This is a genomic window from Bifidobacterium sp. B4111, from assembly GCF_026537235.1.
Taxonomy (GTDB): domain Bacteria; phylum Actinomycetota; class Actinomycetes; order Actinomycetales; family Bifidobacteriaceae; genus Bombiscardovia.
In genome coordinates this window covers 26,196-50,579 of the sequence record NZ_JAFNMO010000007.1, presented here as the reverse complement: position 1 = coordinate 50,579, position 24,384 = coordinate 26,196, and the positions used below count along the sequence as shown (strand labels likewise).

The following is a 24,384-nucleotide window of genomic DNA, read 5'->3' as shown; positions in this document are numbered from 1 at the left end:
GGTTTCGGACACATGAAAGAATTCCAACCGGTCATACTGGGCACCGACATCAACTCCTACGGGATGGCGCGAGCCTTCCACGAGGCATACGGCCTGGTCTCCACCGCATTCGGCCACTACCAGCTCTCCCCCACCAAGTACAGCAAGATCCTGGACCTGCACCTGGTAGACGACTTCACCAATCCCGAGGTCTTCGTGTCCACCCTGAACGAGTGGGCCTACGCTTATCACCGGGACCACCCAAGTGCCACCTTGCTTTTGCTGCCCTGCGGGGACTCCTACGCCAACCTGCTGGACAAGTTCGGCGATCCCCTGCGCGGACAGTTCGTCTTCAACGCCATCGACCAGGAACTGAACCGGTCCCTCTCGCTCAAATCCTCCTTCTACCAACTCTGCGACCGCTACGACCTGCCCCACCCGAAGACTGTTTCTGTGGATGCCGATGATGTGAAAGCCGGCCGCCACCGCAACCTGCCCTTCGACTACCCGGTGGCCATGAAGCCTGCGGACAGCGACGAGTGGCTGGGAATCGACTTCCCCGGCAGGAAGAAGGCCTTCATCTTCAGCAACCCTGAGGAGCTGGACACCATGATCCGCAGGTCCTACCAGGCCGGGTACACCTCGCAGATGGTCATCCAAGACTTCGTGCCCGGGGGCGATGACAACATGAGGGTGCTCAATGCCTACGTGGACCGTCACCACCGGGTGCGCATGATGTTCCTGGGCCATCCCCTGCTGGAGGACCCCACCCCCGAGGCCGTAGGCAACTACGCGGCCATCATCCCCGACTACAACCAGGACATCTTCGACCGTATCAAGGCCTTCCTTGAGGACATCAAGTACAGCGGGGTGGCCAACTTCGACATGAAGTACGACCCCCGCGACGGCATCTACAAGCTCTTCGAGATTAATCTGCGACAGGGCCGCAGCAGCTATGTGGTCACCCTGAACGGCTTCAACCTGGCCCGCTACTTTGTGGACGACCTGGTTCTGGACACCCCCTTCAACGGACACACCGTCTTCGGCCGGGGGCATCGCCTCTGGATGGAGATCCCCAAGGACATCTTCCGCAAATACTGCGCCGAATCCGAGGACAAGCGACAGGCCGTGGCCATGATTCGCCGCGGGGACTGGGGCACCACCCTGGAGTACAGCAAGGACCGCAGTTTCAAGCGCTGGCTGCTGATTCGACACATGTTTTCCATCTATCGGCGTCGTTACCGGCGCTACTTCCGCGACAAGAGGACACTGGCATGAGGAACTTCTTCGTCGTCCTGGGCGGCATGGGCACACTGGCCACCGAAAGCTTCGTGCGGGTGCTGGACCGGATGACCGGGGCGCACAGGGACCAGGACTTTTTGGACTATGTGGTCTTCAACCACGCCACCGTGCCCGACCGCACCGAGTTCATCCTTGGCCGTAGCAAGAATGATCCCTTCCCCTACCTGGCCGAGGACGTGCGCCAGGCCACAGCCATGGGCGCCTCCTTCATGGTCATGGCCTGCAACACCGCCCATCAGATTCTGCCCAGGCTCCAGGCCCTGACCCCGGTCCCTATTTTGGACATGCCCCAGGCCACCATCGACTGGGCTGATCGGCACTATCCGGCGAAAACCCATCCGCGCATGGGGTACATGGGCACCGAGGGGTCCCGCCATGCCGCCATCTACCAGGGCCCGGCCGACAGCGCCGGTTACCAGCTGGTGGACCCGGACCAGGCCCTGCAGGACCGTGTGAGCGCGCTGATCTACGACGACGTCAAGGAAGGGCGACTGGACAAGGACCGCTACCTGGGCGTTCTCGACGCCTTCCTGAATGACTACCACTGTGACTCGGTCCTGCTGGGCTGCACCGAGCTCTCAGTGCTCAACGAGGTCTACCCCATGCCGCAGCTGCCCATCGTGGACTCCCAAGCCGTTTTGGCAGAGGTCACCCTTGATCGGGCTCGGGCTCTTCGCGGCCGGAACGATTCGGATCCTTCAGCCGCTGGGAGATGACGGCTGTCACCCCGTCCCCCCGCATGGTGACCCCGTAGAGGGCGTCGGCGATGCCCATGGTCCGCTGCTGGTGGGTGATGATGATCAGCTGGGCATGCTCCCGCAGCTGTTCGAAGGCCTTGAGCAGCCTGGTCAGGTTCACATCGTCCAGGGCGGCCTCGACCTCGTCCATGACGTAGAAGGGGCTGGGCCGGGCCGTGAAGATGGCCAGGAGCAGGGCCAGGGCTGTCAGCGACCGCTCCCCGCCCGAGAGCAGAGAGAGCCGACGGACCTTCTTACCTGCCGGGCTGGCCTCGACCAGGACCCCTGTGGTCAGCAGGTCGTCCGGGTCCTCCAGCCGCAGCCGCCCGCGCCCGCCTGGGAAGAGGGTGGCGAAGATGCGTTCGAAGGCTTGGGCGGTGTCGTCGAAGGCCTCCTTGAAGACCGTGACCATGGTCGAATCCAGATCCTTGACCAAGGCCATCAGATCGTCCCGGGACCCGATCACATCCTGACGCTGCTCGTGCAGGTAGCGGTTGCGGGACTCCAGGGCCTCGTATTCCTCGGTGGCCAGCGGGTTGACCTTACCCAGGGCAGCCAGATCCCGCTTGGCCTTGGCCAGCCGCTTCTCCTGCTCACTGCGCTGGTAGGGCACCGTTTTGAAGGTTGACGAATCGCCGTCTTCCTCCGTCGCCTCCTGGTCCATGGGCACCGGATTGCCCTCGTCATCCAGGACGGGCACCGGACGATCGGGGCCGTATTCGCGGATCAGCTCCTCAGGCTCCATGCCCAGGTCATCCTGGATGCGCTGACGTAGGCGACCATCTTCGCCGGCCAGGCGCTCACGCTCCAGATCCAGACCATGCTCATCCTGGCGCAGACCGGCCACCTTGGGCTCCAGATTCTCCCTGCTGTCCCGCAGATCGGTCAGCTCCTTGTCGTGGGCCGAAGCCTTGGCCCTGAGTTGGTCCCGGCGGCGGGCCGCATGCTCCATCCTCCCCTTGATCAGCTGGGCCAGCAGGTCGGCCCTGAGCGCGATCAGCCCCAGGGAGGCCATGCCGGCCTTGCGACGACGGTTTTCCTCACCTATCCGCTGACGATGGCGTTCGGCCTGGTCGGCCTGATCCCGCAGCAGATCAATCTGCCGCAGCAGGGAGGCATGCCGCCGGTCGCCCTCCGTCCAGGTCAGCTTGGCCTCCATCTCGGCGGTGCGGGCCTGGTCCAGGGCCGTCTCCAATTCATGCTGCCGGTCTTCCATGCCCTCCGGATCATCCGAGTCAGAATCCCCATCCTCCTGGGCACGGGCCAGGCCGGCTTTCAGATCTTCCAGTTTGAGTTCGTGGGTGCGTACCTGGTCGCGCACCTGGGCCAGCCGGTCGTCCAGATCCTTGACCCCGGCCTGGGCCCGATCCGATTCCTTGCAGGCCGCTGCCAGCTCCCGGGCTGCCTGCTCGGCCTTGATCCGGGCCTCGGTGCACTGGTTGCGCGCCTCCTGCAGCTGCTGCTCAGCCTGCTCAAGGGCGGCACGGGCCGCATCCATCTGCGGCTGCAGCGTCCGGGATTCATCCTGGAGGGCCTCCACCTGCGCCAGGGCCTTATCCCTGCGTGCAGTCAACGCCAGGTCACTGGTGGCCGGAGCGGATCCGCCTACAGCACCAACGCGGTCGTAGAGGTCGCCTTGGCAGGTCAACGCCTGCTGCCACCCGTCCTCCAGAGCAAGCCGGGCCTGATCGGCGTCATCGACGGCAGCTGTAAAGGCCAGCAGACTGCGGACAGCCGTCAACACTCCCTGGGCCTGGTCAGGATCGGCAGGATGCTCCCGCAGATCCACCAGGTCGGCGGCCGACCGCCAGGGGCCATCGCCGGGTCGTATGTCTGCCCCCTTGAGCGTGCCTGATGCCGAAATCAACGCGGCGCGTCCCAGACGATCTTGGCGGGCCCGATCCAGGGTCTGGTCGACCGCCCGGTCATTCTTGGCCACCAGGGCCGAGGCATAGTCGTGCAAGGCATGGGCCAGGGGCTCCTCCCAGCCATCCTCCACTCGGACGAAGTCGGTCAGTACACCCAGCAGGGCAGGATCCCCCGCCTGGGACAGGGCCTCGCCGGCGCCACGATGGTCCAGCGTGTCCGCCAGGGCATCGGCCTTGACCTGGGCCGATATGGCATCGGATTGAATACGGCGTTCGCGCTCCTGGAGGTCGTTGAGCCTGCTTCGGGCCTGATCCCTGACCTGACCTGCCTGATCCAGGGCCTGTCTGCCATCCTGGTCAGAACCTTCCTCCTGGCTGTCCAGGTCCCGCACCCGGTTCCTGGCACGCTCCAGGCCTTCCCTAAGCTGATCCTGCTGGCGGGACAGGTCACGCTCGCGCTGCCTGGAAAGTTCCAGGGCCGATTCCTCCTTGGCCACCAACTGGGCCAGATCGCCCAACCGAGCCTGCCGCTTTCTGGCCGCCTGCCGCAGCTCAGTCATGGTCTGCCGGTGAGCAGCCAGCCGTCGCTCCAGATCCGCACGGGCTTGAACGCGGCCATCCAGGGCGATCCGATCGGCTCCAACCTGGGCCTCTTCCTGGTCGGCCTGACCCTTGAGCTCGTCGGCCCGCCGTCTGAGCACCTCGGGGTCCTGCCCCTGGTCGGCCACCATGCCGGCCTCCAACGAACGGCTGCGCTCCCTGGCCAATGATGCCAAGGAACCGGCTCGCTCACCCAGCTTGGTCAGGTCGTTCCACTGCTGGTTGACAGCCTCCAGAGCCGGGCTGGACTGTCGGTCCAGCCCCTCCAGCTGCTCGATGCGCAGCTTGACCCTGGTCAGATCCTCCTGCCCGCGAGCCAGCTGCCCCCGAGTCTCTGCCATCTGCGAGCGCAGGTTCTCTAGCTTCCTCTGCGAGGTCAGAGCATCGTCGGCATGGATGCGGGCCTGGGCATCCCGCAGGCTGACCTGGATCATGTCGGCTCGGCGGGAGACCTTGGCCTGGCGACCCAGAGGCCCCAGCTGCCGATGAATCTCGCCGATCAGGTCATCCAGACGGGACAGGTTGGCCTCGGTGTTGGCCAGCTTGTGCAGGGCCCGTTCCTTGCGCTTGCGGTGCTTGAGGATGCCGGCCGCCTCCTCGATGAAGGCGCGATGGCCGGCCGGATCAGCCCGCAGGATGGCATCCAGCCGACCCTGGCCGACGATCACGTGCATCTGCTGGCCCAGCCCGGTGTCGCTGAGCAGCTCCTGGATGTCCAGCAGACGGCAGTCGGACCCGTTGATGGCGTATTCGGACCCGCCGTTGCGGTAGATGGTCCGGCTGATGGTCACCTCGGTGTAGTCGATGTCCAAGGTCCGATCAGTGTTGTCGATGGTCAGGGTGACCTGAGCCCGGCCCAGCGGCGGCCTGGAGGAGGTGCCGGCGAAAATCACGTCCTCCATGGATCCGCCGCGCAAACTCTTGGCCCCCTGCTCGCCCATGACCCACGCCAGGGCGTCGACGATGTTGGATTTGCCTGATCCGTTGGGGCCCACCACAGCGGTGATGCCCGGCTCGAAGCGCAGGGTGGTGGCCGAGGCGAAGGACTTGAAGCCCTTGAGGGTCAGCTCCTTGAGATACATCAGGCGCGCTCCGCCTTAGGTTTGGCCAGATCGGGATTGGGATGCTCGGCCAGCAGGGTACGGGCGTCGCCGGCGGTGACGAAGCTGCCGCAGATCAGCACTCCCCGACCATAGCCCACGCCGGTCTGGTCCTCGCTGTCGACCATGTCGACGGCCGTCTGGATGGCATCGGGCATCCGGTCGCGACGGACCACCCTGTCGGGCCCGAAGACCCGCACGGCGACCCGTTCCAGATCTTCGGCGGGCATGACCCGACCCTTCCAGGAGTTTTCGGTGACCACAACGCTGTCCAGCACGGGTTCCAACAGGCCCAGATAGTCCTCCACCTGCTTGTCGGCCATCATGGAAATCACACCCACCAGCTGCTTGAAGTCGTAGTTCTCCTCGATGGCCGAGCGCAGAGACTGGGCCGCGTTCAGGTTGTGCCCGCCATCGATGATGATGGTGGGCGAGGTACGCACCTGCTCGATCCGTCCGGGGATGCGCACCTGACTCAAGGCTTCGGCCACCAGATCCTGGTCCAGGGCCCCGTTGACAGGGATGACCGTCTCAGCCGCGGCCAGGGCTGCCAGGGCATTGTGGGCCTGGTGCTCTCCGAACTTATCGATGGGCACATCCTTGTAGAGTCCCTGAGGCGTGCGCAGCGTAGCCACCTGGCCGCCCACCGCAGGCATACGGGAAACGACCTCCAGCTCGTTGCCGTCCCTCAGCAAGGTGGGGGAGCCCTGCTCGCGCACGGCCTGCTCGATGATGGGCATGACAGCCTCCTCATGCGGCTGGGCGCCGACGATGACCGTGGACTTGGGCTTGATGATCCCGGCCTTCTCCCCTGCAATCTGCTCGACCGTATCCCCCAGCCACTGCATATGGTCCATGTCCACCGGCCCGATGATGGCGGCATCGCCATCGAGGACGTTGGTGGCATCCCAACGGCCGCCCATCCCCACCTCGACGATGGCCACGTCCACCGGGGCGTCGGCGAAGGCCCAGACAGCCATGGCGGTCAGGACCTCGAAGAAGCACATGGGAGCCCTGCCCTGCTGGGCGAAGCGGTCATCCACCATGGCGATGAAATCCTCGATCTGCTGGTAGAGGTCTACGAAGTCCTCGTCTGAGAGCTCCTTGCCGTCGATGGCGATCCGCTCGTTGATCCGCTCCAGGTGGGGCGAGGTATAGAGCCCGGTGCGCAGACCGTAGGCCCGCACCAGAGCCTCGGCCATCCGCGCCGTGGACCCCTTGCCGTTGGTACCGGTAACGTGAATGACCCTGAAGCTGTGCTCGGGGTGACCCAGCAGGTCCAGCATCATCCCCATCCTGTCCAGGTCCAGATTGGGGCTGTCATGCTCGGCGGGACGCGCCATGATGGCCCGCTCGACATCGCGAATATTCTGACCCTTGCTGTTGGGGTGTTCGAATGACATATTCTGCCTGCGCCTCCTGCTGGCTGTAGATGCTTCCCGCCTATTCTATGCGCGACCGACCCCGATTGAAGGCCGAAACAGCCGACTGCCACATCGGCCGAACGCACTACCATGGAAGCAACATAGGCAGAACCGGAATTTCAAGGAGGCTGGACGTGACTGCATCCGCACAGGAGCATCTGCAAGGAGACACCGATCCAAAGAACGTGGATGTGGATGAGCAGAACATGGACGACCGGGTGAACAACCGCACCCTGCGCCCCAATTCCCCCTCTTTCCAAAAGTTCATGACCACCGGCTGGCAGGCCCAGGAGCCGCAGATCGAGCCGCTGGAGTCCAGCAAATACACCAAGCGCCGCCTTCGCGAGCTGGGTCGGCGCTTCCCCGGCGAACGTCTGGTCATCCCCGCCGGATCATACAAGACCCGAAACAACGACAACGACTACGCCTTCCGTCCAGACACCACCTTCGCCTACTACACGGGCCTGGGCGAAGACTACGAACCCGGCGCCATCCTGGTCCTGGACCCAGTGGACCCCGACAGTCCGGAGGCCGCCAAGGGCGTGACCCATACCCCTGAGCTCTTCGTCCATCCCCGGGCCGATCAGTCCACCCGCGACTACTACCGGTCCGCCCAGTACGGGGAGTATTGGGTGGGTCCCCGGGCCGGGCTGCGGGAGCTGGCCATCATGACTGGCATCCCCACCAAGGACATCGCTTCCTTCTCCGACGCCATCGCCAAGGATCTGGGGCCGGACCAGGGTGCGGTCAAGCTGCGTGTGATCCGCACCGCTGACCAAGAGGTCTTGAACCAGGTGGAGGCCGCCCGCAAAGCCAACGGCATCGGCGGTCCGGACCGCAATGAGGAAGCCGATGACAAGCTTGAAGAGTTCACCTCCGAGGCCCGGATGATCAAGGACGACTATGAGGTGGGCGAGATGCGCAAGGCCATCGCCGCCACCAAGGAGGGGTTCGACCGGATTCTGACCCGCCTGCCACAGGTGGTGGGCCGCCCCCGCTCCGAACGGATGCTGGAGGGCGTCTTCAACGCCAACGCCCGAGAGAAGGGCAACGACGTGGGCTACGGGTCCATCATCGCCTCGGGCAAGCATGCCCCCATCCTGCACTGGATGCGCAACGACGGAACAGTCCAGAAGGGCGACCTGCTCCTGATCGACGCCGGCGTGGAGGTCAACAGCCTCTACACAGCCGACATCACCCGCACCTTCCCCGTAGGCGGCACCTTCAGCCCCCTGCAGAAACGTATATACCAGACCGTGCTCAAGGCCCAGCAGGCCGGCTTTGAAGCCGCCAGGCCCGGAGCCACCTATTCGGACATCCACCATGCTGTCATGCGGGTCCTGGCCCAGACCCTGCACGAGTGGGGCATCCTCAAGGTCAGCGTGGAGGAATCCCTCTCCCCCCAGGGCCAGCAGCACCGCCGCTGGCACGCCTGCGGCTGTGCCCACCACCTGGGTCTGGACGTGCATGACTGCGCCGAAGCCCGATACGAATCATATCAGGGCGCCCCCATCACCCCCGGGATGATCTTCACCATCGAACCCGGACTCTACTTCAAGGAGAACGACCTGCTGGTGCCCCCGGAGTTCCGGGGCATCGGGGTGCGTGTGGAGGACGACGTGCTGATGACCGATCAGGGGCCAGAGTGGCTGTCAGCAGGCATCCCCAAGACCGTGGAGGACGTGGAGTCCTGGATGGCCCAACGGGCTGCCGACGTCGACCCGGACCGAGACTGATGCATGACTACCCCGGATTTCGTGCTCAGGCTGCGCCGGTCCGTCGGCCATGACCTGCTCTGGCTGAATGGCGTGACGGCCTTCGTAAGCGATGACCGGGGCCGTATCCTGCTGGGCCAACGCTCTGACACCGGCCAGTGGGCCCTGGTCTACGGGATCAACGAGCCCGGCGAGGATCCGGCCGACACCGCAGCTCGCGAAGTCAGGGAGGAGACCGGGGTGGACGTGGTCGTCACAGACCTGGCGGCGGTCACCTCATCCCAGGAAATCATCACCTACGCCAACGGCGACCAGACCATGTACATGGACCATCTCTTCATCTGCAGACCTGACCAAAGCGGCAATGCCGACCCCTTCGTGGGCGACGAGGAGAGTCTCGCGGTGGGCTGGTTCAGTCCGGATCACCTCCCCTCGCCACTGGCTCAAAGCACCATAGAACGCTTGGCCAGGGTCCGCTCCTATCAGGAGCGTCTGCGCTGCGGCGATGCCCATGCCCTCTTCGTTTTTAGCGGTCAGGAAAAACCATCGTATAAACGGCCCCCAAGGCTTAGTCACTGACCCTCAGGGATTTTTCAGGGGAGAATCAGGGGGTTCACCGATACCATCCAATCAGGTTTCATGCTTGCATGGAAGCATGAGCCATTCGATCCAATTTGAAAAAAAGATGGGCATCCCAGACCATGAACCAGACGAACCCTCCCTCATGCATGCACAAGAGTCCGGAGTCGATAAGCCGGCGGACCATTCTGGCGGACCTTCCGTGGTCGCCAACGGGATTTCCCTGGTGGTCTCCCCCAGGAAAGGCGACACTCTGACCATCCTCGACCATATTGATTTCCAGGCCTGGCCTGGCCAGGTCACGGGGATAGTCGGGCCCTCAGGAAGCGGGAAATCCTCCCTCCTCTACTGCCTGGCGGGTCTGGAGGAGGTGACTGAGGGGAGCGTATCACTTCTGGGAAAGGAGATCACCCACATACGGGTTGCCTCCCTGACCCGGTTCAGACGCAAGCATCTGGGTTTCGTCTTTCAGTCCTACAACCTGATTACCAGCATGACCGTGGAGGAGAATCTTGCGCTGCCCTTCACCCTGCGGGGATCCCTCCTGCCGAGGAAGAAGGCCGATGACCTCCTGCGCTATTTCGGCCTAGCGGAGCAAAAGAAGAGAAGCGTCACCCTCCTCTCAGGCGGAGAGCAGCAGCGGGTGGCCTTGGCACGGGTCCTTCTTTCGGACGCCGACATCGTCTTCGCCGATGAGCCGACCGGGGCCTTGGACCAGCAATCCGGCACCAAGGTCATCACTATTCTTTCCGACCTGGCCAGACGGTCCGGGAAGACCGTGATCCTGGTGACGCACAGTGCGGAGGTGGCTGACCACTGCGACCGCATAGTCGAGGTAAGGGACGGGCGACTGGAGCCCAATCCCGGGAATGCAGTGGCCTGAATTGAGAAGAAGCCTATCGGAACTCAAAGCCGCCCCCTTGGTATGGGTGGGCGTCTGCCTGTCCATGATTGCGGCACAGACCATGCTCTGTTCCATATTCGCTGTCCACGCGGTCATCGACATGGACTACCACGGTCGCAATGCCGACGATATGGCTTCCAGCGCCACGAGCGTTCCCATGGTATTCACCGTCGTGGCCGCAGTCCTCGTCCTGCTCTGGGTCATCAGTAGCGCACTGGACCAGCGCAGGCATCAACTGGCCCTCCTGGTCCTTCAGGGTGCCATGCCTTGGCAGCTTCTGGCCATGAACATCCTGACCATCCTGATCCTCTTCGTCATGGCCGCCGTCGTCTCCTGCTTCCTGACACCCCTGGTCGCCCCGATCATCTGTGCCCTGATAACCAATTCCTTTGGCATGGCCCTTCCCTACAGGAATGTGAATCTCCCCTTCTCCCTGCGCACCGGACTCATCATCAGCGGGGCCGCCACCCTCATCGGCACCGTCATGACCGTCCATTCCCTGGGCAGGATCCGACCCATGGAAGCCCTCAGACAGTCTCAGAGTCCCCCTAGGAAGGCAGGCACCTTCCGAACCTTCCTGGGGGGTGTCTTCCTCGCCGGAGTTCTTTGCCTGCTGGCCATTCCTGGACTGACCTCCGGACAGGCCAGCCGGACCGAGCTGGCGAACTTCATGGGCAGCAAGGCAATCCAGGGCAGAATGAACCTGTTCTTAGGAACGTCCATGGGAGCCTTGTTCCTGCTGATCTTCACCCTGGCCGCCTGGTCACCCTACATCCTGCCCCTCGTGACCCGAGGGTGGACCAACCTGGTCCCTCTCCGCTCGCCCACCTGGAGGCTGGCCCGTCAGCAGGCCGTCGGCAGGATCCAACGGCAGGGCGCCACCATCATCCCCATGGCAGCAGGTCTCTCCCTGCTCATGTCCTTTTCCGGCATACTCCTCACCCTAAGGAACTCCATGGCCTTGTTCGCACCCCCAGGCACCAGTGACGACAGCAGCTCGAACGGACAGATGCTGGTCTCCCTGGCGGCTATGCTCGGACCCGCTCTGGTCATCACCTTGGCCGGGGTCATATCCGGACTGCTGATCACATCCAGGGGACGGAGCCTGGACCTGGCCCTGACCTATGTCTCCGGGGCCGAGGTGGGGCAGTTACGAATCCTGGGCAGCCTTGATGGGGCCATCACCATGGTGACCGCAACCCTGCTCTCCTTCATCGTCACCCTGATCTGCACAGGAGGTACAGCCTTCAACCTCTTCGTATACCTGGGGCATGCACGGATGGGCATCCAATGGTCCTGGTGGGCGGCCATCGTCCTCTGCACAGCATTGGTGGGCTGCCTGGCCACCGGCCTCCAAACCGCCGGTACCCATTTCGAGCAGTCGACCCGAATCATCGCCCGGGCCATCGGCGAATGACCGGTTTCCGCAGTGACCCCAGGAGACCATGGTTCAGTCTTCAATGAAGCAGGGAGGATTGTCAATGAACCCGGGCGAGCTGGGCCTCTCGTCCACGTTCATCATACACTTAGACAGCGTCGATCAGGGCACCGCCCAGATTCATGGCCCGGCAACCGCACCCCTCGGTCTTGATCTGCAGGCCCGCGCCTGTCCAGCAACCGTGGGCCCTTGACGAAGGCATGACGGGCCAGCTTGGTGCGGTATTCGATGTCTCGGACTTCCCTAGGACCGCCGACCCAGACGAGCTTGGTACGGATGCCGCGCGCCTGGACCTGTCCGTAACGCCTGTATACCGACAATGCCCACGCATACTTCAGGGTCGGCGGCAAACAGCTGCCCGCTGACTCGGAAGCACCACAAACTGGCAATTGGACCACTGCTGAGCCAACCACCTGGCCGGTTCATAACATTCGCGGACCATCGTGTGAATCGTTGTAAAAGTCACCTTGATGCTGTAGGCGGATCAGTCTTCGAAGAAAGCCAAAGGATCATCGATGAAGCAACGCAATCCTACCAGCGCTGCCCCCCTGAGTGCCGGATAGTCGGGCTGGGACGGGATGAGCACGCGGATGTCCACGGCTGCTCGGCCCAGGGTCAGCTGATTGAGGCGGTCCTGCAAACGCTGCGCCAGGTTCCCCCCGAAGTGCGACCAGAACCCTCCCAGAATGACCGTGTCCACGTCGACGATGTTGATGGCTGTGGCGATGACCGAGATCATGGCATCGAGTCCCCGGTCGATGGCATCCACAGCCTTGGCATCTCCGCGCTGCCAGCGTCGGTACAGTTCCTCCATGGCCTTGGGCGTGACTGCTTCGGTTCCTGCGGCGATGCCAGCCGCCTCCACCAGAGCCCTGCGCCCGGCGTAGGTCTCCAGACATCCGCGGCGGCCGCAACGGCAGGTAGGGCCGTTCAGATCCACCGAGGCATGTCCCAATTCGCCGGCGAATCCGTGGTCACCGGTCTCCACGGTCCCGCGACGGACTACAGCCCCACCGATGCCGATGTCAGTGGAGATGTAGACGAAAGAGTCTGTGGGCGATAGCGGACTGTCGTGCCCGTCTGCAGGACGCTGGGCTGCGTAGCCGGGAATCTGCGCCAGTGCAGCCAGACGCGCCTCGTTGCCCGCCTTTGGAGCCAGGCGACGAACCAAAGGAAACTCCTTCAGATCCAGACGCTCCCATCCAAGATTCCGGGCCATGAGCAGGGTGTCACCGCCGCCGACCAGGCCGGGCAATGCGAGGCCCGAACCCACAGTGCGGTAGCGCCGACGAGACAACTTGCGCTCGATGGGCTTGGTCAGCTTCTCCAGTTTGGCAAAAACCTGATCGGGCTCCGCCTCATGCATATCGTCCTTGACCCAAGCTGAATCGATCAGGGTCCCGTCCAGATCCATGGCCAGACAGCCATAGCCATCCGTGTTGATCTGCAGGCCCAGACCCGCCCAGCGTCCATGGGCGATGGACAACGGAGTGCTGGGCCGACCATGGCTGCTCTGCGCAGAGTCAGGCTCCTCCTCGCGCACCACCCGGTTCCTGAGCAGAAGCCCAGCCAGGAGCGACATAGTGGCCTTGGTCAGCCCCGTGGACTTGGCCAGATCCGCCCTGCTGAGCGAGGTGGACGACCGCAGGATGGTGTCGATGATGACCGAGAGGTTGTGGTTCCTCAGATCATCCTGATTGATGGAGCGCAGGGCAGTCACGATTCAACAACCTTTCATGAACAGACACAGACCCGAAGAATCTTATGCTATCTTCTACATTTTACGTTCCAGCTTGACGGCAGGTCAGCAATTGAAGGGTCATCCAGAGTCACCACACCCATTTAGTTCATCGACTTAATAATTGGGATATCATTATGGAGTACTCCAATGACCAGAGCGTGACAAGCAAGGAGGCTGACATGAATGAGATCCTGGTGGCGGGAGTGGACACATCGACCCAGTCCTGCAAGGTGAGGGTCACCGAGGCCCGGACCGGTCGGCTGGTCCGCTTCGGCAAGGCTCCGCACCCGGCAGGCACCAGCGTCGATCCCATGGCCTGGTGGGAGGCCTTTCAGGAGGCTTCGGCCAAGGCGGGAGGTCTGAACGATGTCTCCGCCATCAGCGTAGGCGGCCAGCAGCACGGCATGGTATTGCTGGACCGCCGGGGGCAGGTGATCAGGGATGCCCTGCTATGGAACGATACACGTTCGGCTCCTGATGCCGAAGATCTCATCATCCGACTAGCCAAGTCCAAGACCGGCGAGGCTGAAATCTCCCAGACTGAAAACGATGGGCCAAACAAGGACCCGAACTCGGACCAGGACCTGGCCACGCGCGGCAGACAAGCCTGGGTACGGGCTGTAGGATCCTCCCCGGTAGCCTCGCTGACCATCACCAAGGTAGCCTGGGTCAGCCGGGTGGAGCCGGATAATGCCAGAACCATCGCAGCCATATGCCTCCCCCATGACTGGCTGAGCTGGGTCATCGCCGGCCATGGCCCCACAGCTGACCCGGGGACCGAACCCGGGCTGGAAAATCTCTTCACCGATCGCTCCGATGCCTCAGGAACCGGCTACTACGACCCCGCCACGGACCGCTACCGTCGTGACCTGCTGGCCATGGCCCTGCCCGACGGCATGGCTAAGCGTGTGATCCTGCCTAAGGTTCTTGGCCCCCACCAGGTCGGAGCCAAGGCCGACCCCCGCGTCGCTGGCAGAGATGTACCCGGTGGCTGCATCATCGCACCGGGCGGAGCCGACAACGCCATGACGGCCCTGGGCCTGGCCATGCAGGTGGGCGATGTTTCCATCTCCCTGGGAACCTCGGGGGTTGCTGCAGCGGTCAGCCCAGTTCCCGCCTACGACATGAGCGCCTCGGTAACCGGATTTGCGGATGCTGCCGGCCACTGGCTGCCCCTGGCCTGCACCATCAATGCTTCACGCATCCTGGACGCGGGCCTGGCCGCCTTGGGGACGGATTATGACGGTCTGGCCAAACTGGCGGAGAAGTCCTCGCCAGGGGCCGAGGGCATCACCCTGATTCCCTACTTCGACGGCGAGCGCACCCCCAACCGCCCAGATGCCCACGCCAGGATGGAGGGGCTGACCCTGGCCAACACAACCCGCACCAACCTGGCCAGAGCATTCGTGGAGGGCCTGCTCTGCTCCCAGCGTGACTGTCTGGAACTGCTGAAACGACTGGGCACCACGGTCTCCAGGATCCTTCTGGTCGGCGGCGGCGCCAAGTCCCCAGCAGTCAGAGCCTATGCCCCAGGAATTCTGGGCATGGATGTGCAGTTGCCCCGGCCGGACGAGTACGTGGCCATCGGTGCGGCCCGCCAGGCAGCCTGGGCTCTGACCGGAGAAGAGGAGCCTCCCGCCTGGCCCGTGGACATCGAGACCACGCTGACGGGAGCCCCCTGCGAGCAGGTCTACCAGCAGTACCTGCGCTGGCGGGGATGAAAGGCCCCGCCAGCCTGAGTCACTTGGAACGCACCCGCAGATGCAGTCCGAAGACCAGATCGGTTTCATCCAGGCGATAGGCGGGATCCAGCTCAGGTCCGCAGCTGTTGGAGCCTATGCCGCTTGTGGCATAGTCCAGGCAGAGCACGGTTGAGCCGCATTCCTCCAGCTCATGGTCGTGCCTCTTGGCGGTCAACTCCTCCTGCGTGTAAGGGGAGCAGTTGAAGCTGATGGGCCCATCCCCCGCCGCCTGCAGCAGGGAGCGGTCATCCTCCACCAGGACGTAATCGCAGCCATAATGGGAGCCGTTCTCCTGAGGACGCAGGTAGTGCTCGACCATGCCTGATGCGGTGCCATGGAAAACGCCATAGTGGCTGGCACGGTGCATGTCCCAGTAGCTCTCGTAGGGCCCATAGCCGCAGTAGGTGACCCGCTGCAGGCTCTTGGGCAGGAAGAGCCGCAGACCAAACCTGGGCAGATAGGGAAACTCGGGATCCCGATGCAGCTCCATCTTCAGGTCCAGCCCACCCTGGTCACTGAGGGTCCAGGTGGCGAGGATGCTGCCCATGGGTTGAATAAAGGGTGCCACCAAGGACAGTTCAGCCTCGATTGTGGTCAATCCCCTGTCCTGATCGGTCTGCAACTGGCTGGAGAGGGCCCTGGTACCAGCCCGATCATATTCGGCCTTGCGCCATTCATTCTTGATGATGGCATCGTTGTCGGTGGGCGCCCGCCAGAGGTTGACCTCCATAGGGGCGTCCAGCAGGGAACGGTTGTCGATGCTCATGGATTCCACCATGCCGGTTCGGCGGTTGAAGACGTAGCGCCAATCAGCCCCCTCCACGTCGAAGCGGGCATCCGTCTGCCTGACCACCGGACGGTGGGCGCCCCGGGACCCACTGCCGGGGTCGGCACTGATGACCCTGGCCACGCCGTTGGGACGTTCAGGCATCCCCATGTCTGCGGCTTCAAGCTGATCGAAGCCCAGCGGATACCCTTGTGAAAGCACTGGATCGGCCTTGGCCAGGACGTACTCCACAAGCAGGGTCAGGCGGCCGTGCTCGGGCGGATCCATGGCGGGCAGGCCCACGGTGCCCTCAACATGGGGGGCGATGTGCAGGCCGGTCCCACGATCCAGTTCAGGCTTCCCGGAGGCCACAGGCTCCCCATCACACAGAAGGGTCCACTTCAGGCTCAGGCATTCATCCAGGTAAGTGAAGTCCAGGTAGTTATGCAGGGTGAGCAGCCGGGTCTGGGGATCGTAGCCGACCAGACGGGCCGGACGGAAGACGTTCTTGAACTCCCTGAGGCCGGTGTGGGGCCGCCGGTCGGGGTAGACCAGGCCGTCCATGCAGAAGTTGGCATCATGAGGGTACTCGCCGTGGTCTCCCCCGTAGGCATAGATTCGACGGCCCTTGCGGTCCCTGCCCTGGTCGATGGCGTGGTCGGCCCACTCCCAGATGCAGCCGCCCAGGAGCCCCGGATGGGCCTGAATAACACGGAAGTAGTCCTCCAGATCCCCGGGCCCCAGTCCCATGGCATGGCAGTATTCGCAGAGGAAGTAAGGCTTTCGTCCCCCGTCTCCGTCATCCCCGTGGCTGCTGATGCCGTGAGGACCCTCAGGCGTGAAGTAGTTTTCGATTTGTTTGATGGAGGGATACATTCGCGAGGTGATGTCCAGATTGCTGTAGTCAAGATCCTTCCGGGGCGAACCGTGGATGGCCGACTCGTAGTGGGTCAGACGGGAGGGGTCCCGAGACTTGGTCCAGGCCAGAGCCGCCTCGATGCCACAGCCGTATCCGCTCTCGTTGCCCATGGACCAGATCAGGATGGAGGGATGGTTCTTGTCCCGTTCAAGGCTGCGCTGGACCCGGTCCACAATGGCCTTGGTAAAGATCGGCTCGTCGGCGATGCGACCATTCCAGTAATCGGGTTCCTTCCAGTCCGGACCGTGGTAGAGTGCCTCGATGCCATGGGCCTCCAGGTCGGCCTCGGCAATCAGGTAGAAGCCCAGCTGGTCGTAGAGGGCGTAATACTGAGGGCTGTTGGGGTAATGGGAGGTGCGGATGGCGTTGACGTTGTGCTCCTTCATCAGGGTCAGGTCACGCATGATCTGCTTCTGATCGATGGCAAAGCCGGTACGCGGATCCCCGTCATGGCGATTGACCCCGTGGATCTTGATAGGCCTGCCGTTGACCTTGACCACCTGGCCGTCCACGCTGACGGTACGCAGGCCGATGTACTCGGTGATGACCTCATCCGAGTCGCTGGAGCCGGTAGAGGTGGCCCTGGTCGACAAGGTCAGCCGGTAAAGTTCAGGATCCTCGGCATTCCAGAGACGAGGATGGCCAACCTCCATAGCAAATTGCGCAGGCTCCTTGCAACCCGTCAGCTCGGCCCGTGCCACCTCCACACCGTCAGGGTCGGTCAGCAGAGCCTGGATGTCCAAAGCGGCATCATCCTGGCCCGATACCCTGGTCGGATCCAGATCCAAGGTCACACTGGCATGGCTCATGTCCTTATCGAGGTCAGTGTGGACGAACCAGTCACGCAGACGTGCCTTGGGCCGACGCAGGATGTAGACATCGCGGAAGATGCCACTCATGCGGAACTTGTCCTGGTCCTCCAGATAGCTCCCATCACACCACTTGAGCACCAGAACGGCCAGCTGGTTACGGCCCCGCTGCAGATGGTCGGTCACGTCGAATTCGCTGGTGGCGTGCGAGACCTGGCTATAGCCGATCAGATCCCCATTGACCCAGAGATAGAAGCAGGAATCCACCCCCTCGAAATTGAGCAGGGCCCGAGGCGCTGAGGGATCGGGATCGTAGTCGAAGGCGCGCAGGTAGATGCCGCAGGGATTGTCGGCAGGCACCCTGGGCGGATCAAAGGGGAAAGGATAGCGCACGTTGGTATATTGGGGATTGTCATAGCCATGGGTCTGCCAGACTCCCGGCACATGGATGGGCTTGTACACCCCTCGGCCCGCATCCTTGGAAGGGCTGTAGTCGGCTTCAAAGAAGACCGGATCCTCGGCCTCGACCGCGGATTGGACCTCGGCGTCCAGCTGGTCGATGCTGGCATAATAGCGAAAATCCCAGTCCCCATCCAGGTCCAGGTAGCGATCGGAACGCCTGCGCAGGTCACCACGCGTGTCCATGGGGGCGCCGGCTGGCACGCAGTATGCACGGTTGGGCTCGGTCCCCACATGCAGCGTGGCTGGATCCTCGTAATAACGTGGTATGAACATGACTATTCCATCCTCCTCGGTGGCCATGGCAGCAGACGTTTCACAGGCGTAATTGTTTACGCTCACATGCGACCATGATAGCGGGGCCATGGCACAGAATTCCCGGAGGTTGTCACAGTCCTCATTGCACCGGACGCGCCGTGCTCTCACGGATGACCAGCTTGGGGGTAAGGATGCGGCGGTTACCCCCCACATGCTCCCCTCGGAAGATCCTCAGAAGCAGGTTGGCCACCTTGGTGCCGTAGAGTCCGGCATCACGATGGACCGACGTGATGGAGGGATAGGTACTCTGGCAGATGAAGCTGTCCTCGAAGCTGACCATGGCTGGCAGACCCATGTAGGCCGACGCAGGAGCAGCGGTCTTCTCATCGGACCCTTGCCCTGCCATGGATGTCGTCCTGCTTTCCAGCATCGCTCGCAGGCTTGCCGCAGCCATGATCTCGTTCTCGTAGATAAAAGCCGTATATGGATTCTTCCCCGATGACAGACGAAGCGTAAAGGCGGCGGCCTTGTCAGGCGTGAAGTCCGTGAACTCCACTTTCGGCTCCCCCAGGTTCTTACTGCGGACGAACTCTTTGAAGGAAGAGACACGGGCACGGCTGTAGTCAAGGTTCTTATCCCCCGACAAGTAGGCGATCCGGGCATGCCCGCGCGAACTCAGATGATCCATGATCGTCGTCATGGTTCGGGAATCGTCGATGGACAGCGAGGGCAGGTAGTTATCTGAATCAGGTCCTCCGGCCAAGACTGCGGGCAGACCCAGATTGTGCAGGAGCCGAGGCCTGGGATCATCGGAGAGAAGATCCACCAGCACCACCCCATCGACCCGCTTGCGTCTGGCCCAGTCACGATAGGTGTCCAGCTCCTCATCCAGGGTGGCGCAAGGGCGGAAGAGCAGGCCGTAGCCCGACCTGCTCAGAGAGGCATGGATACCGGCCATGAAATGCAGCATGAATCCTTCGGTCTGGAAGGCATCCATGGACCTGGCCGGGGCGAAACCCACTGTCATAGTCTTGGAACTGCCCAAGGCCTGAGCGGCATATGCAGGTTTCCAACCCATTCTGGCCGCCGCTTCGCGAACCCTGCGCTTGGTCTGGATGGAGACTCCGGGCTTGTCATTGATAGCGAAGGAGACTGCGGTCTGGGATATCCCCAGTTCGTTGGCTATGTCCTTGAGGCTGACCCTGGCATCGTCCATCTCCTTGTGATCCGTTCTGGCTTCTGTTTCTCCGCCAGCGGACTCGTCGCCCATGCGCCACCTCATACCAACCATCCTCGTCGACGCCCGTAATCCGGCTCGACCGACTCATCAAACAAAACTGCCTGCCACACGCTTTAGGCGTATATGAACATCGGCCTTTAACCTTAACTTAGACCCTCATCCGCACAAAACAGTGGCTTACAACGCATACGGTTGCAGACGACCATGTTTGAGATCAAGGACCCTGTTATCGTTCACATATAGTCTCCGAAGGAAACTAAATCCGAATATGGTGGGCCAGAGTGCAGCGGTCAGGACTTCTCTGGCAGGAGGGAGGGGTCAGATACGGCGCTATAGGAGCTTCCGCCGACAGGCTTGACGGCGATGCACTCGCTGATACCCCTGTCCTGCAGCCAGCTGCTATCCGCCGCGTGCAGGGAGGTGACCAGTGTCGGCCTTGCACCTTGATGGCTGAGTTCCATCCACTTGTTGAAGATGGACCCGCCGGGCGCACAGGCAGATCTGAGCAAGGGATCACCATGCTCATCCACACCCACGACAAGAGCCGTGGACCTGGGCTGAGAACCCTCCTTGCCGGAGTAGTCCTTCACCGCCTGGGCGAAAGCCTGTCCTATGGGCTTCAGGTGCCTCTCTTGGTCAAACAGACCCAACTGATGCTCAAAGGGTGGGAAATCACCGAATTGCTGGTCAACGTCATGCGAACACCACCAGGTGATGCCGAACATGTCGCTGCAATCGAGGGCATGTTCCACCGAAGACCTGCAAAAGTCAGCGGCCTGTCCTGCGTCCATCACATTGAGCGGGGCACCGACCTCCTGCAGCCAAACCCGCCGATGTGGCTGACCGGCAAAGGCCTTCGACAGTTCCACCAGGTACTCGGCGTGCCGCGTGCTTTCCTCGGCCAGGGGGCCGGACTCCTGGGCGGCGCCGTTGAAAACCCAGGAATGAATGCAGGTCATGTCTCCGATGTTGGACACATATCTTGGCAGAAAGGCGTGGCCGTCCTGATACCAGGTCGCATCGTTTTCGGAATGCAGGAGCACACGGCCTTCCTGGGCCGCCCTCTCCTTCAAGGGGGTCAGCAGCTCCAGCAGCCAGTTTTCAGCCTCCTTGGAGGTGGCGGGCATTCGACGCGGATGGACACGATCTGTGAACTGGTTGCATTCGTTGCCAATGGTCAGACCACGGAAATGGGGCAGATCCGCCAACGCTTCATAAACCGAAGCGACCAGTCGGGCCTGCGCCTGAATAGCGTCCGGATCCGTAAACATATTGGTTTCGTGCCATGAGACCAGCCATGAGGGCACGAAATCAAAACTGGACATGTGCCCTTGAATCACATCCGAATAGACATCCAACCCTCGCTCATCCGCCAGGGCGGCCATATGCCTCAGGTCGTCCAGGGCGGCGCCGTTGATCCAGGTCCTGTTGGGCTGGAGCAGCGTCCACAACGGGAAGATGCGGATATGATCCAGCCCAATGGAAGCAATGTCGTCAAGGTCTTTGGCGACAGCATCCCAATCCGGATGCAGCCAGAAATAGAACCAGTTGTGGGAGGGGGTGTAATTGACTCCAAATTTCATGATGATGCTATTCCTTGATGCCACCCTGTTCCAGACCACGGAAGAAGTAGCGTTGGAAGCAGGCGAAGAAGACCAGAATCGGTATCAGGGAGACCAGGGCCCCCGCTGCTATCAATCTGGGATCCGAAATGAACATGCCCTTGAGTCGGTTCATGCCCAGTGTGAGCGTGTAGTTTGACTCGTCGGAGATGACGATCAGGGGCCAGAGGAAATCATTCCAGGCGCCCACAAAGGCGAAGATGCCGACGACGGTCATGGTGCCTTTGACCTGAGGCACGCAAATCCTGTAGAACCGCTGCCAAAGATTGGCACCGTCCACCTCGGCCGCCTCCTCAAGCTCGTCCGGGATGCTCTTGAAGGCATTGGTCATGAGCAGAATGTTCACGGCGCCCACCATGCCTGGCAGGGCAACAGCCAACAGGGTGTTCTGCAGGCCGACACTTCTGACGATCAGGAACTGGGAGATGACCACACCCTCGACGGGGATGACCATGGTGCCCATGAAAATCGTGAAGAGCAGATTGCGCCCGCGCCACTTGAGCCGGCCCAGCGCATATCCGGCCATGGTCGAGAAGATCACGTTGCCACCGATCGAAAGGATGGCAACGATCACCGTATTCAGCATGTACCGGAAGACCGGAACCTGCCTGAAGACGGATAGGTAATTATCCCAGGTGGGTGTCTTCGGAATGATATAGGGCGGAACCGCATAGACGTTGTCGCCCTTGCCCTTGAAGGAGAGCGACAGCTCCCAGACGAAGGGCCCCACCAGCAGGATGAAGACCAGTATGAGCACAAGGTACTGGACGACCTTGCCGACTGTGACTTTGGAGTGACCGCTTTTCATGAGTCCTCCCCCCGCTTCTGGATGATCTGTTGCAGAATCAGCATGGCTCCGACCACAACCAGGACAATCAGCGACAGCGCGCTGGCATAGCCAGTCCTGGCCTGGATACCGGTGCCCTCCTTCTGGATGAGCATGGACATGGTGATGTCTTCACCGCCGGGACCAGCCGTGCCATTGGTGAGCACGTAGATCTCGTTGAACACGCGGAAGGCCGCGATGGTGGACAGCATCATGATCAGCACGATGGTGGATCTCACTCCTGGAATGGTGACATAGAGGAATTGCCTTACCGGGCCGGCCCCATCCAGCGAGGCTGCCTCGTACAGGGAGGCGTCAATGTTGGCCAAGGCGGTCAGATAGATGACCATGTAGTATCCCAGTCCCAGCCAGATGGTGACGAACATGGATGTGAACAGTATCAGCCAGCGATCACTGAGGAATGGGATCGGGCTGTGGATGATGTGTAGGGACTCCAGAACCGAGTTGACCAGCCCCTTGGGATCCAGCAGGTTGGTCCAGATCATTCCCACCACCACGGCCGACATGACCACGGGAGTATAGAAGGAGGTTCTGAAGAACCCCATGATCCTGGAGTTCCCCTTGACCAGGTTGGCCAAAATCAATGGAAGAATCACCATAAAGGGGACCACGCAGACCACGTACAGGGTGGAGTTGAGCAGCGCGGTCCAGAAATAGTCGTCATGCACGATCGCTACGAAGTTCTGGATGCCGATGAACTTGCCCGGTCGCAGCAGCGTGGAATCGGTAAAGGCCAGCCGGCAGGTATTCAGCGCAGCAACGATGACGAATATAAAGACGATGGCAAAGGCCGGGAAGACGAACAGGTAGGGGGCCAGGGTTGTGGTCCAATGGGTCCCCTTGCCGCCTTGTCCCCCGGCTTGAGACCCGCCGGGCCGGCCGAGGGCAGAAGCCTTCGGCCGGACGGCGGAAGAGTCAACGCGGCTCATAGTTACTGCAGCTTCTCGTTGGCGTACTTGACGGCCTTGTCCAAGGACTCCTTAGCGGTCTGCTTGCCTTGCAGAGCCAGAGCAGCCTGCTGTTGCAGGTAGTCCTTGCCATTGGCATCGGTGAACTCGGCAGGACGGCTTGAGTACCCGGTCTTTACGGAGTTCAGAGTGACCTTCAGCGCCTTGCCTTGAACATCACTGGTGTCGATGTTGGCGTAGTAGGGATCATCAAGACCGCCCTTGCTGGAGGGGAAGGTGTTGGACTTCTTGGCGAATGCCAGCTGGTTCTTGGCATTGGTCACATATTGGACGAAGTCCAGGGCGAGCGTCTTGTTCTTGGTCTGGGCGTTGACGGCCAGCATCTCATAGGCCAGGCTGGCGGACTTGCCCTCATCGCTGATCTTGGTGCCCACAGCCAGATGCTTGTAGAGGTCAGGAGAGTTCTGCTTGAAGTCCGCCGCCGAGTAGGCGCTGCCGCCCATGGCCACGATGGAGCCCTTCTGGAAGAACTCGCCCTGCTGAGACCACTGTGCGCTCAGGGCCTCCGGCGGAATTCCCTTCTTGTTGAACAGGTCGACGAAGCGCTGCAGGTGCTTGACGGCCTTGGGGGAATTGAAGATGTACTTGGTGTGGTCCTTGTTCATAATGGGGATGCCAGCCGACGCATAGTCATCGACAGCACCACCCAGCATGGTGGACATATAGGCCCCGCAGCCGCTCTTGACCATGGTGTCCGCCTGGGAGAAGTAGTCATCCCAGGTCACCGGCAGCTTATTGGGATCCAGCCCGCACTTCTGCATGAGCTCGGTGTTGTAATAGGTGGGTCCATCGTTGACGTACCAGGGGAAGCCGTAGGCACCTTCCTCGATGTCCTTGCCCTTGAAGGTCACCGCATCCCAGGCGTTCTTGTAATAGTTGTTTTGGGCCTTCGGAGCTTCCTTGCTGATGTTCATCAGGGCCCCGGCCTTGGCCAGACCGTACATCAGGGAGGGACCGGCATCGATGATGTCGGGCAGGGAATTGGCTGCTGCGTCGGCGGACAGCTTCTGTTCATAGTTGTCCGAGGGCTGGTCGATCCACTTGATGGTGGTGCCGGGATGCGACTTCTCGTAGGCCGAAATCAGGTTTTTGAAGTACGGCGTGTACTTGTCGTTCTTCAGATTCCAGGTCTGGAAGGAGATCTCGCCCGACGGCTTGCCGTCCTTCGACCCGCCTGAACTGCTGTTGCTTCCACCGCACGCCGCCAGCGAACCAGCCATGGCAGTCGCGCAGATCAGTACTGCTACCTTCTTCAGTGCTCTCATCGGAGCTTCCTTTCTGTTTTTACTACTCACTTCTTTGTGGAGCTTCCGGCCGATCCAAATTGACGAACGAACCGGCCGGACAGACACCCATGGTCAGGCGAT

General features: G+C 61.9%; 16 protein-coding genes. 7 read left to right on the top strand and 9 right to left on the bottom strand.

Annotated features, from left to right (window positions below; genetic code table 11):
- Positions 1-12 precede the first annotated feature (12 nt).
- Entirely contained in the window at positions 13-1,257 is a 1,245-nt protein-coding gene (locus J3T93_RS09425) for a carboxylate--amine ligase (protein ID WP_267431460.1), read from the top strand.
- Positions 1,254-1,997 (top strand): aspartate/glutamate racemase family protein, encoded by a 744-nt coding sequence (locus J3T93_RS09420; protein ID WP_267431459.1) that lies wholly within the window; start codon positions 1,254-1,256, stop codon positions 1,995-1,997. Before J3T93_RS09425 ends, J3T93_RS09420 begins: the two co-directional genes overlap by 4 nt.
- Here the strand turns inward: J3T93_RS09420 and smc are convergent.
- A complete protein-coding gene (smc, locus tag J3T93_RS09415) occupies positions 1,930-5,568 on the bottom strand; it encodes a chromosome segregation protein SMC (protein ID WP_267431458.1) in 3,639 nt (1,212 codons plus the stop codon). The genes J3T93_RS09420 and smc overlap by 68 nt on opposite strands.
- The gene (locus tag J3T93_RS09410; protein WP_267431457.1) at positions 5,568-6,989 is read right to left on the bottom strand and encodes a bifunctional folylpolyglutamate synthase/dihydrofolate synthase; all 1,422 of its coding nucleotides are present in this window, start codon (positions 6,987-6,989) and stop codon (positions 5,568-5,570) included. Before J3T93_RS09410 ends, smc begins: the two co-directional genes overlap by 1 nt.
- Before the next feature lie 155 nt (positions 6,990-7,144).
- Here J3T93_RS09410 and J3T93_RS09405 point away from each other — a divergent pair, with 155 nt between their 5' ends.
- The 4 genes from J3T93_RS09405 (at position 7,145) to J3T93_RS09390 (ending at position 11,625) form a co-directional block, all read left to right on the top strand.
- Positions 7,145-8,746 carry an aminopeptidase P family protein gene (locus J3T93_RS09405; protein ID WP_416378854.1) on the top strand — a complete coding sequence of 534 codons (1,602 nt, stop codon included), beginning with the start codon at positions 7,145-7,147 and terminating at the stop codon, positions 8,744-8,746.
- Positions 8,747-8,749: 3 nt separating this feature from the next.
- The gene (locus J3T93_RS09400) at positions 8,750-9,304 is read left to right on the top strand and encodes an NUDIX hydrolase (RefSeq protein WP_267431456.1); all 555 of its coding nucleotides are present in this window, start codon (positions 8,750-8,752) and stop codon (positions 9,302-9,304) included.
- A 76-nt stretch (positions 9,305-9,380) separates the two neighbouring features.
- Entirely contained in the window at positions 9,381-10,187 is an 807-nt protein-coding gene (locus J3T93_RS09395) for an ABC transporter ATP-binding protein (protein ID WP_267431455.1), read from the top strand.
- Positions 10,174-11,625: an FtsX-like permease family protein gene (locus tag J3T93_RS09390; RefSeq protein WP_267431454.1), complete on the top strand. Its 1,452-nt coding sequence runs from the start codon at positions 10,174-10,176 to the stop codon at positions 11,623-11,625. Before J3T93_RS09395 ends, J3T93_RS09390 begins: the two co-directional genes overlap by 14 nt.
- 505 nt (positions 11,626-12,130) lie before the next feature.
- On the opposite strand, the gene J3T93_RS09385 is transcribed toward J3T93_RS09390, so the two are convergent.
- Positions 12,131-13,366 carry an ROK family protein gene (locus tag J3T93_RS09385; protein WP_267431453.1) on the bottom strand — a complete coding sequence of 412 codons (1,236 nt, stop codon included), beginning with the start codon at positions 13,364-13,366 and terminating at the stop codon, positions 12,131-12,133.
- A 200-nt stretch (positions 13,367-13,566) separates the two neighbouring features.
- Between J3T93_RS09385 and J3T93_RS09380 the strand changes: the two genes are divergently transcribed.
- A complete protein-coding gene (locus J3T93_RS09380; protein WP_267431452.1) occupies positions 13,567-15,108 on the top strand; it encodes a xylulokinase in 1,542 nt (513 codons plus the stop codon).
- A gap of 19 nt (positions 15,109-15,127) precedes the next feature.
- Here the strand turns inward: J3T93_RS09380 and J3T93_RS09375 are convergent, their stop codons facing one another.
- The 6 genes from J3T93_RS09375 to J3T93_RS09350 form a co-directional block, all read right to left on the bottom strand.
- Positions 15,128-18,424 carry a glycoside hydrolase family 2 TIM barrel-domain containing protein gene (locus J3T93_RS09375; protein WP_416378853.1) on the bottom strand — a complete coding sequence of 1,099 codons (3,297 nt, stop codon included), beginning with the start codon at positions 18,422-18,424 and terminating at the stop codon, positions 15,128-15,130.
- A gap of 55 nt (positions 18,425-18,479) precedes the next feature.
- Positions 18,480-19,556, bottom strand: coding sequence for a LacI family DNA-binding transcriptional regulator (locus tag J3T93_RS09370; RefSeq protein WP_267431477.1), 1,077 nt, complete (start codon positions 19,554-19,556; stop codon positions 18,480-18,482).
- Between the two features lie 314 nt (positions 19,557-19,870).
- Positions 19,871-21,163, bottom strand: coding sequence for a glycoside hydrolase 5 family protein (locus J3T93_RS09365; protein WP_267431451.1), 1,293 nt, complete (start codon positions 21,161-21,163; stop codon positions 19,871-19,873).
- A 7-nt stretch (positions 21,164-21,170) separates the two neighbouring features.
- The gene (locus tag J3T93_RS09360; RefSeq protein WP_024627195.1) at positions 21,171-22,010 is read right to left on the bottom strand and encodes a carbohydrate ABC transporter permease; all 840 of its coding nucleotides are present in this window, start codon (positions 22,008-22,010) and stop codon (positions 21,171-21,173) included.
- Positions 22,007-22,978: a carbohydrate ABC transporter permease gene (locus tag J3T93_RS09355; protein WP_024627196.1), complete on the bottom strand. Its 972-nt coding sequence runs from the start codon at positions 22,976-22,978 to the stop codon at positions 22,007-22,009. Before J3T93_RS09355 ends, J3T93_RS09360 begins: the two co-directional genes overlap by 4 nt.
- A gap of 2 nt (positions 22,979-22,980) precedes the next feature.
- On the bottom strand, positions 22,981-24,282 hold the full coding sequence (locus tag J3T93_RS09350; protein WP_024627197.1) for an ABC transporter substrate-binding protein: 1,302 nt from the start codon (positions 24,280-24,282) through the stop codon (positions 22,981-22,983).
- Positions 24,283-24,384: the final 102 nt, after the last annotated feature.

Bases quoted from the DNA above. Each gene is read 5' to 3' on its own strand.
- J3T93_RS09350 (WP_024627197.1), bottom strand. From the start codon at position 24,282: ATGAGAGCACTGAAGAAGGTAGCAGTACTGATCTGCGCGACTGCCATG.
- J3T93_RS09390 (WP_267431454.1), top strand. From the start codon at position 10,174: ATGCAGTGGCCTGAATTGAGAAGAAGCCTATCGGAACTCAAAGCCGCC.
- J3T93_RS09425 (WP_267431460.1), top strand. From the start codon at position 13: ATGAAAGAATTCCAACCGGTCATACTGGGCACCGACATCAACTCCTAC.
- J3T93_RS09355 (WP_024627196.1), bottom strand. From the start codon at position 22,978: ATGAGCCGCGTTGACTCTTCCGCCGTCCGGCCGAAGGCTTCTGCCCTC.
- J3T93_RS09410 (WP_267431457.1), bottom strand. From the start codon at position 6,989: ATGTCATTCGAACACCCCAACAGCAAGGGTCAGAATATTCGCGATGTC.
- J3T93_RS09395 (WP_267431455.1), top strand. From the start codon at position 9,381: ATGAGCCATTCGATCCAATTTGAAAAAAAGATGGGCATCCCAGACCAT.
- J3T93_RS09360 (WP_024627195.1), bottom strand. From the start codon at position 22,010: ATGAAAAGCGGTCACTCCAAAGTCACAGTCGGCAAGGTCGTCCAGTAC.
- J3T93_RS09400 (WP_267431456.1), top strand. From the start codon at position 8,750: ATGACTACCCCGGATTTCGTGCTCAGGCTGCGCCGGTCCGTCGGCCAT.
- smc (WP_267431458.1), bottom strand. From the start codon at position 5,568: ATGTATCTCAAGGAGCTGACCCTCAAGGGCTTCAAGTCCTTCGCCTCG.
- J3T93_RS09365 (WP_267431451.1), bottom strand. From the start codon at position 21,163: ATGAAATTTGGAGTCAATTACACCCCCTCCCACAACTGGTTCTATTTC.
- J3T93_RS09380 (WP_267431452.1), top strand. From the start codon at position 13,567: ATGAATGAGATCCTGGTGGCGGGAGTGGACACATCGACCCAGTCCTGC.
- J3T93_RS09420 (WP_267431459.1), top strand. From the start codon at position 1,254: ATGAGGAACTTCTTCGTCGTCCTGGGCGGCATGGGCACACTGGCCACC.
- J3T93_RS09370 (WP_267431477.1), bottom strand. From the start codon at position 19,556: ATGGACGATGCCAGGGTCAGCCTCAAGGACATAGCCAACGAACTGGGG.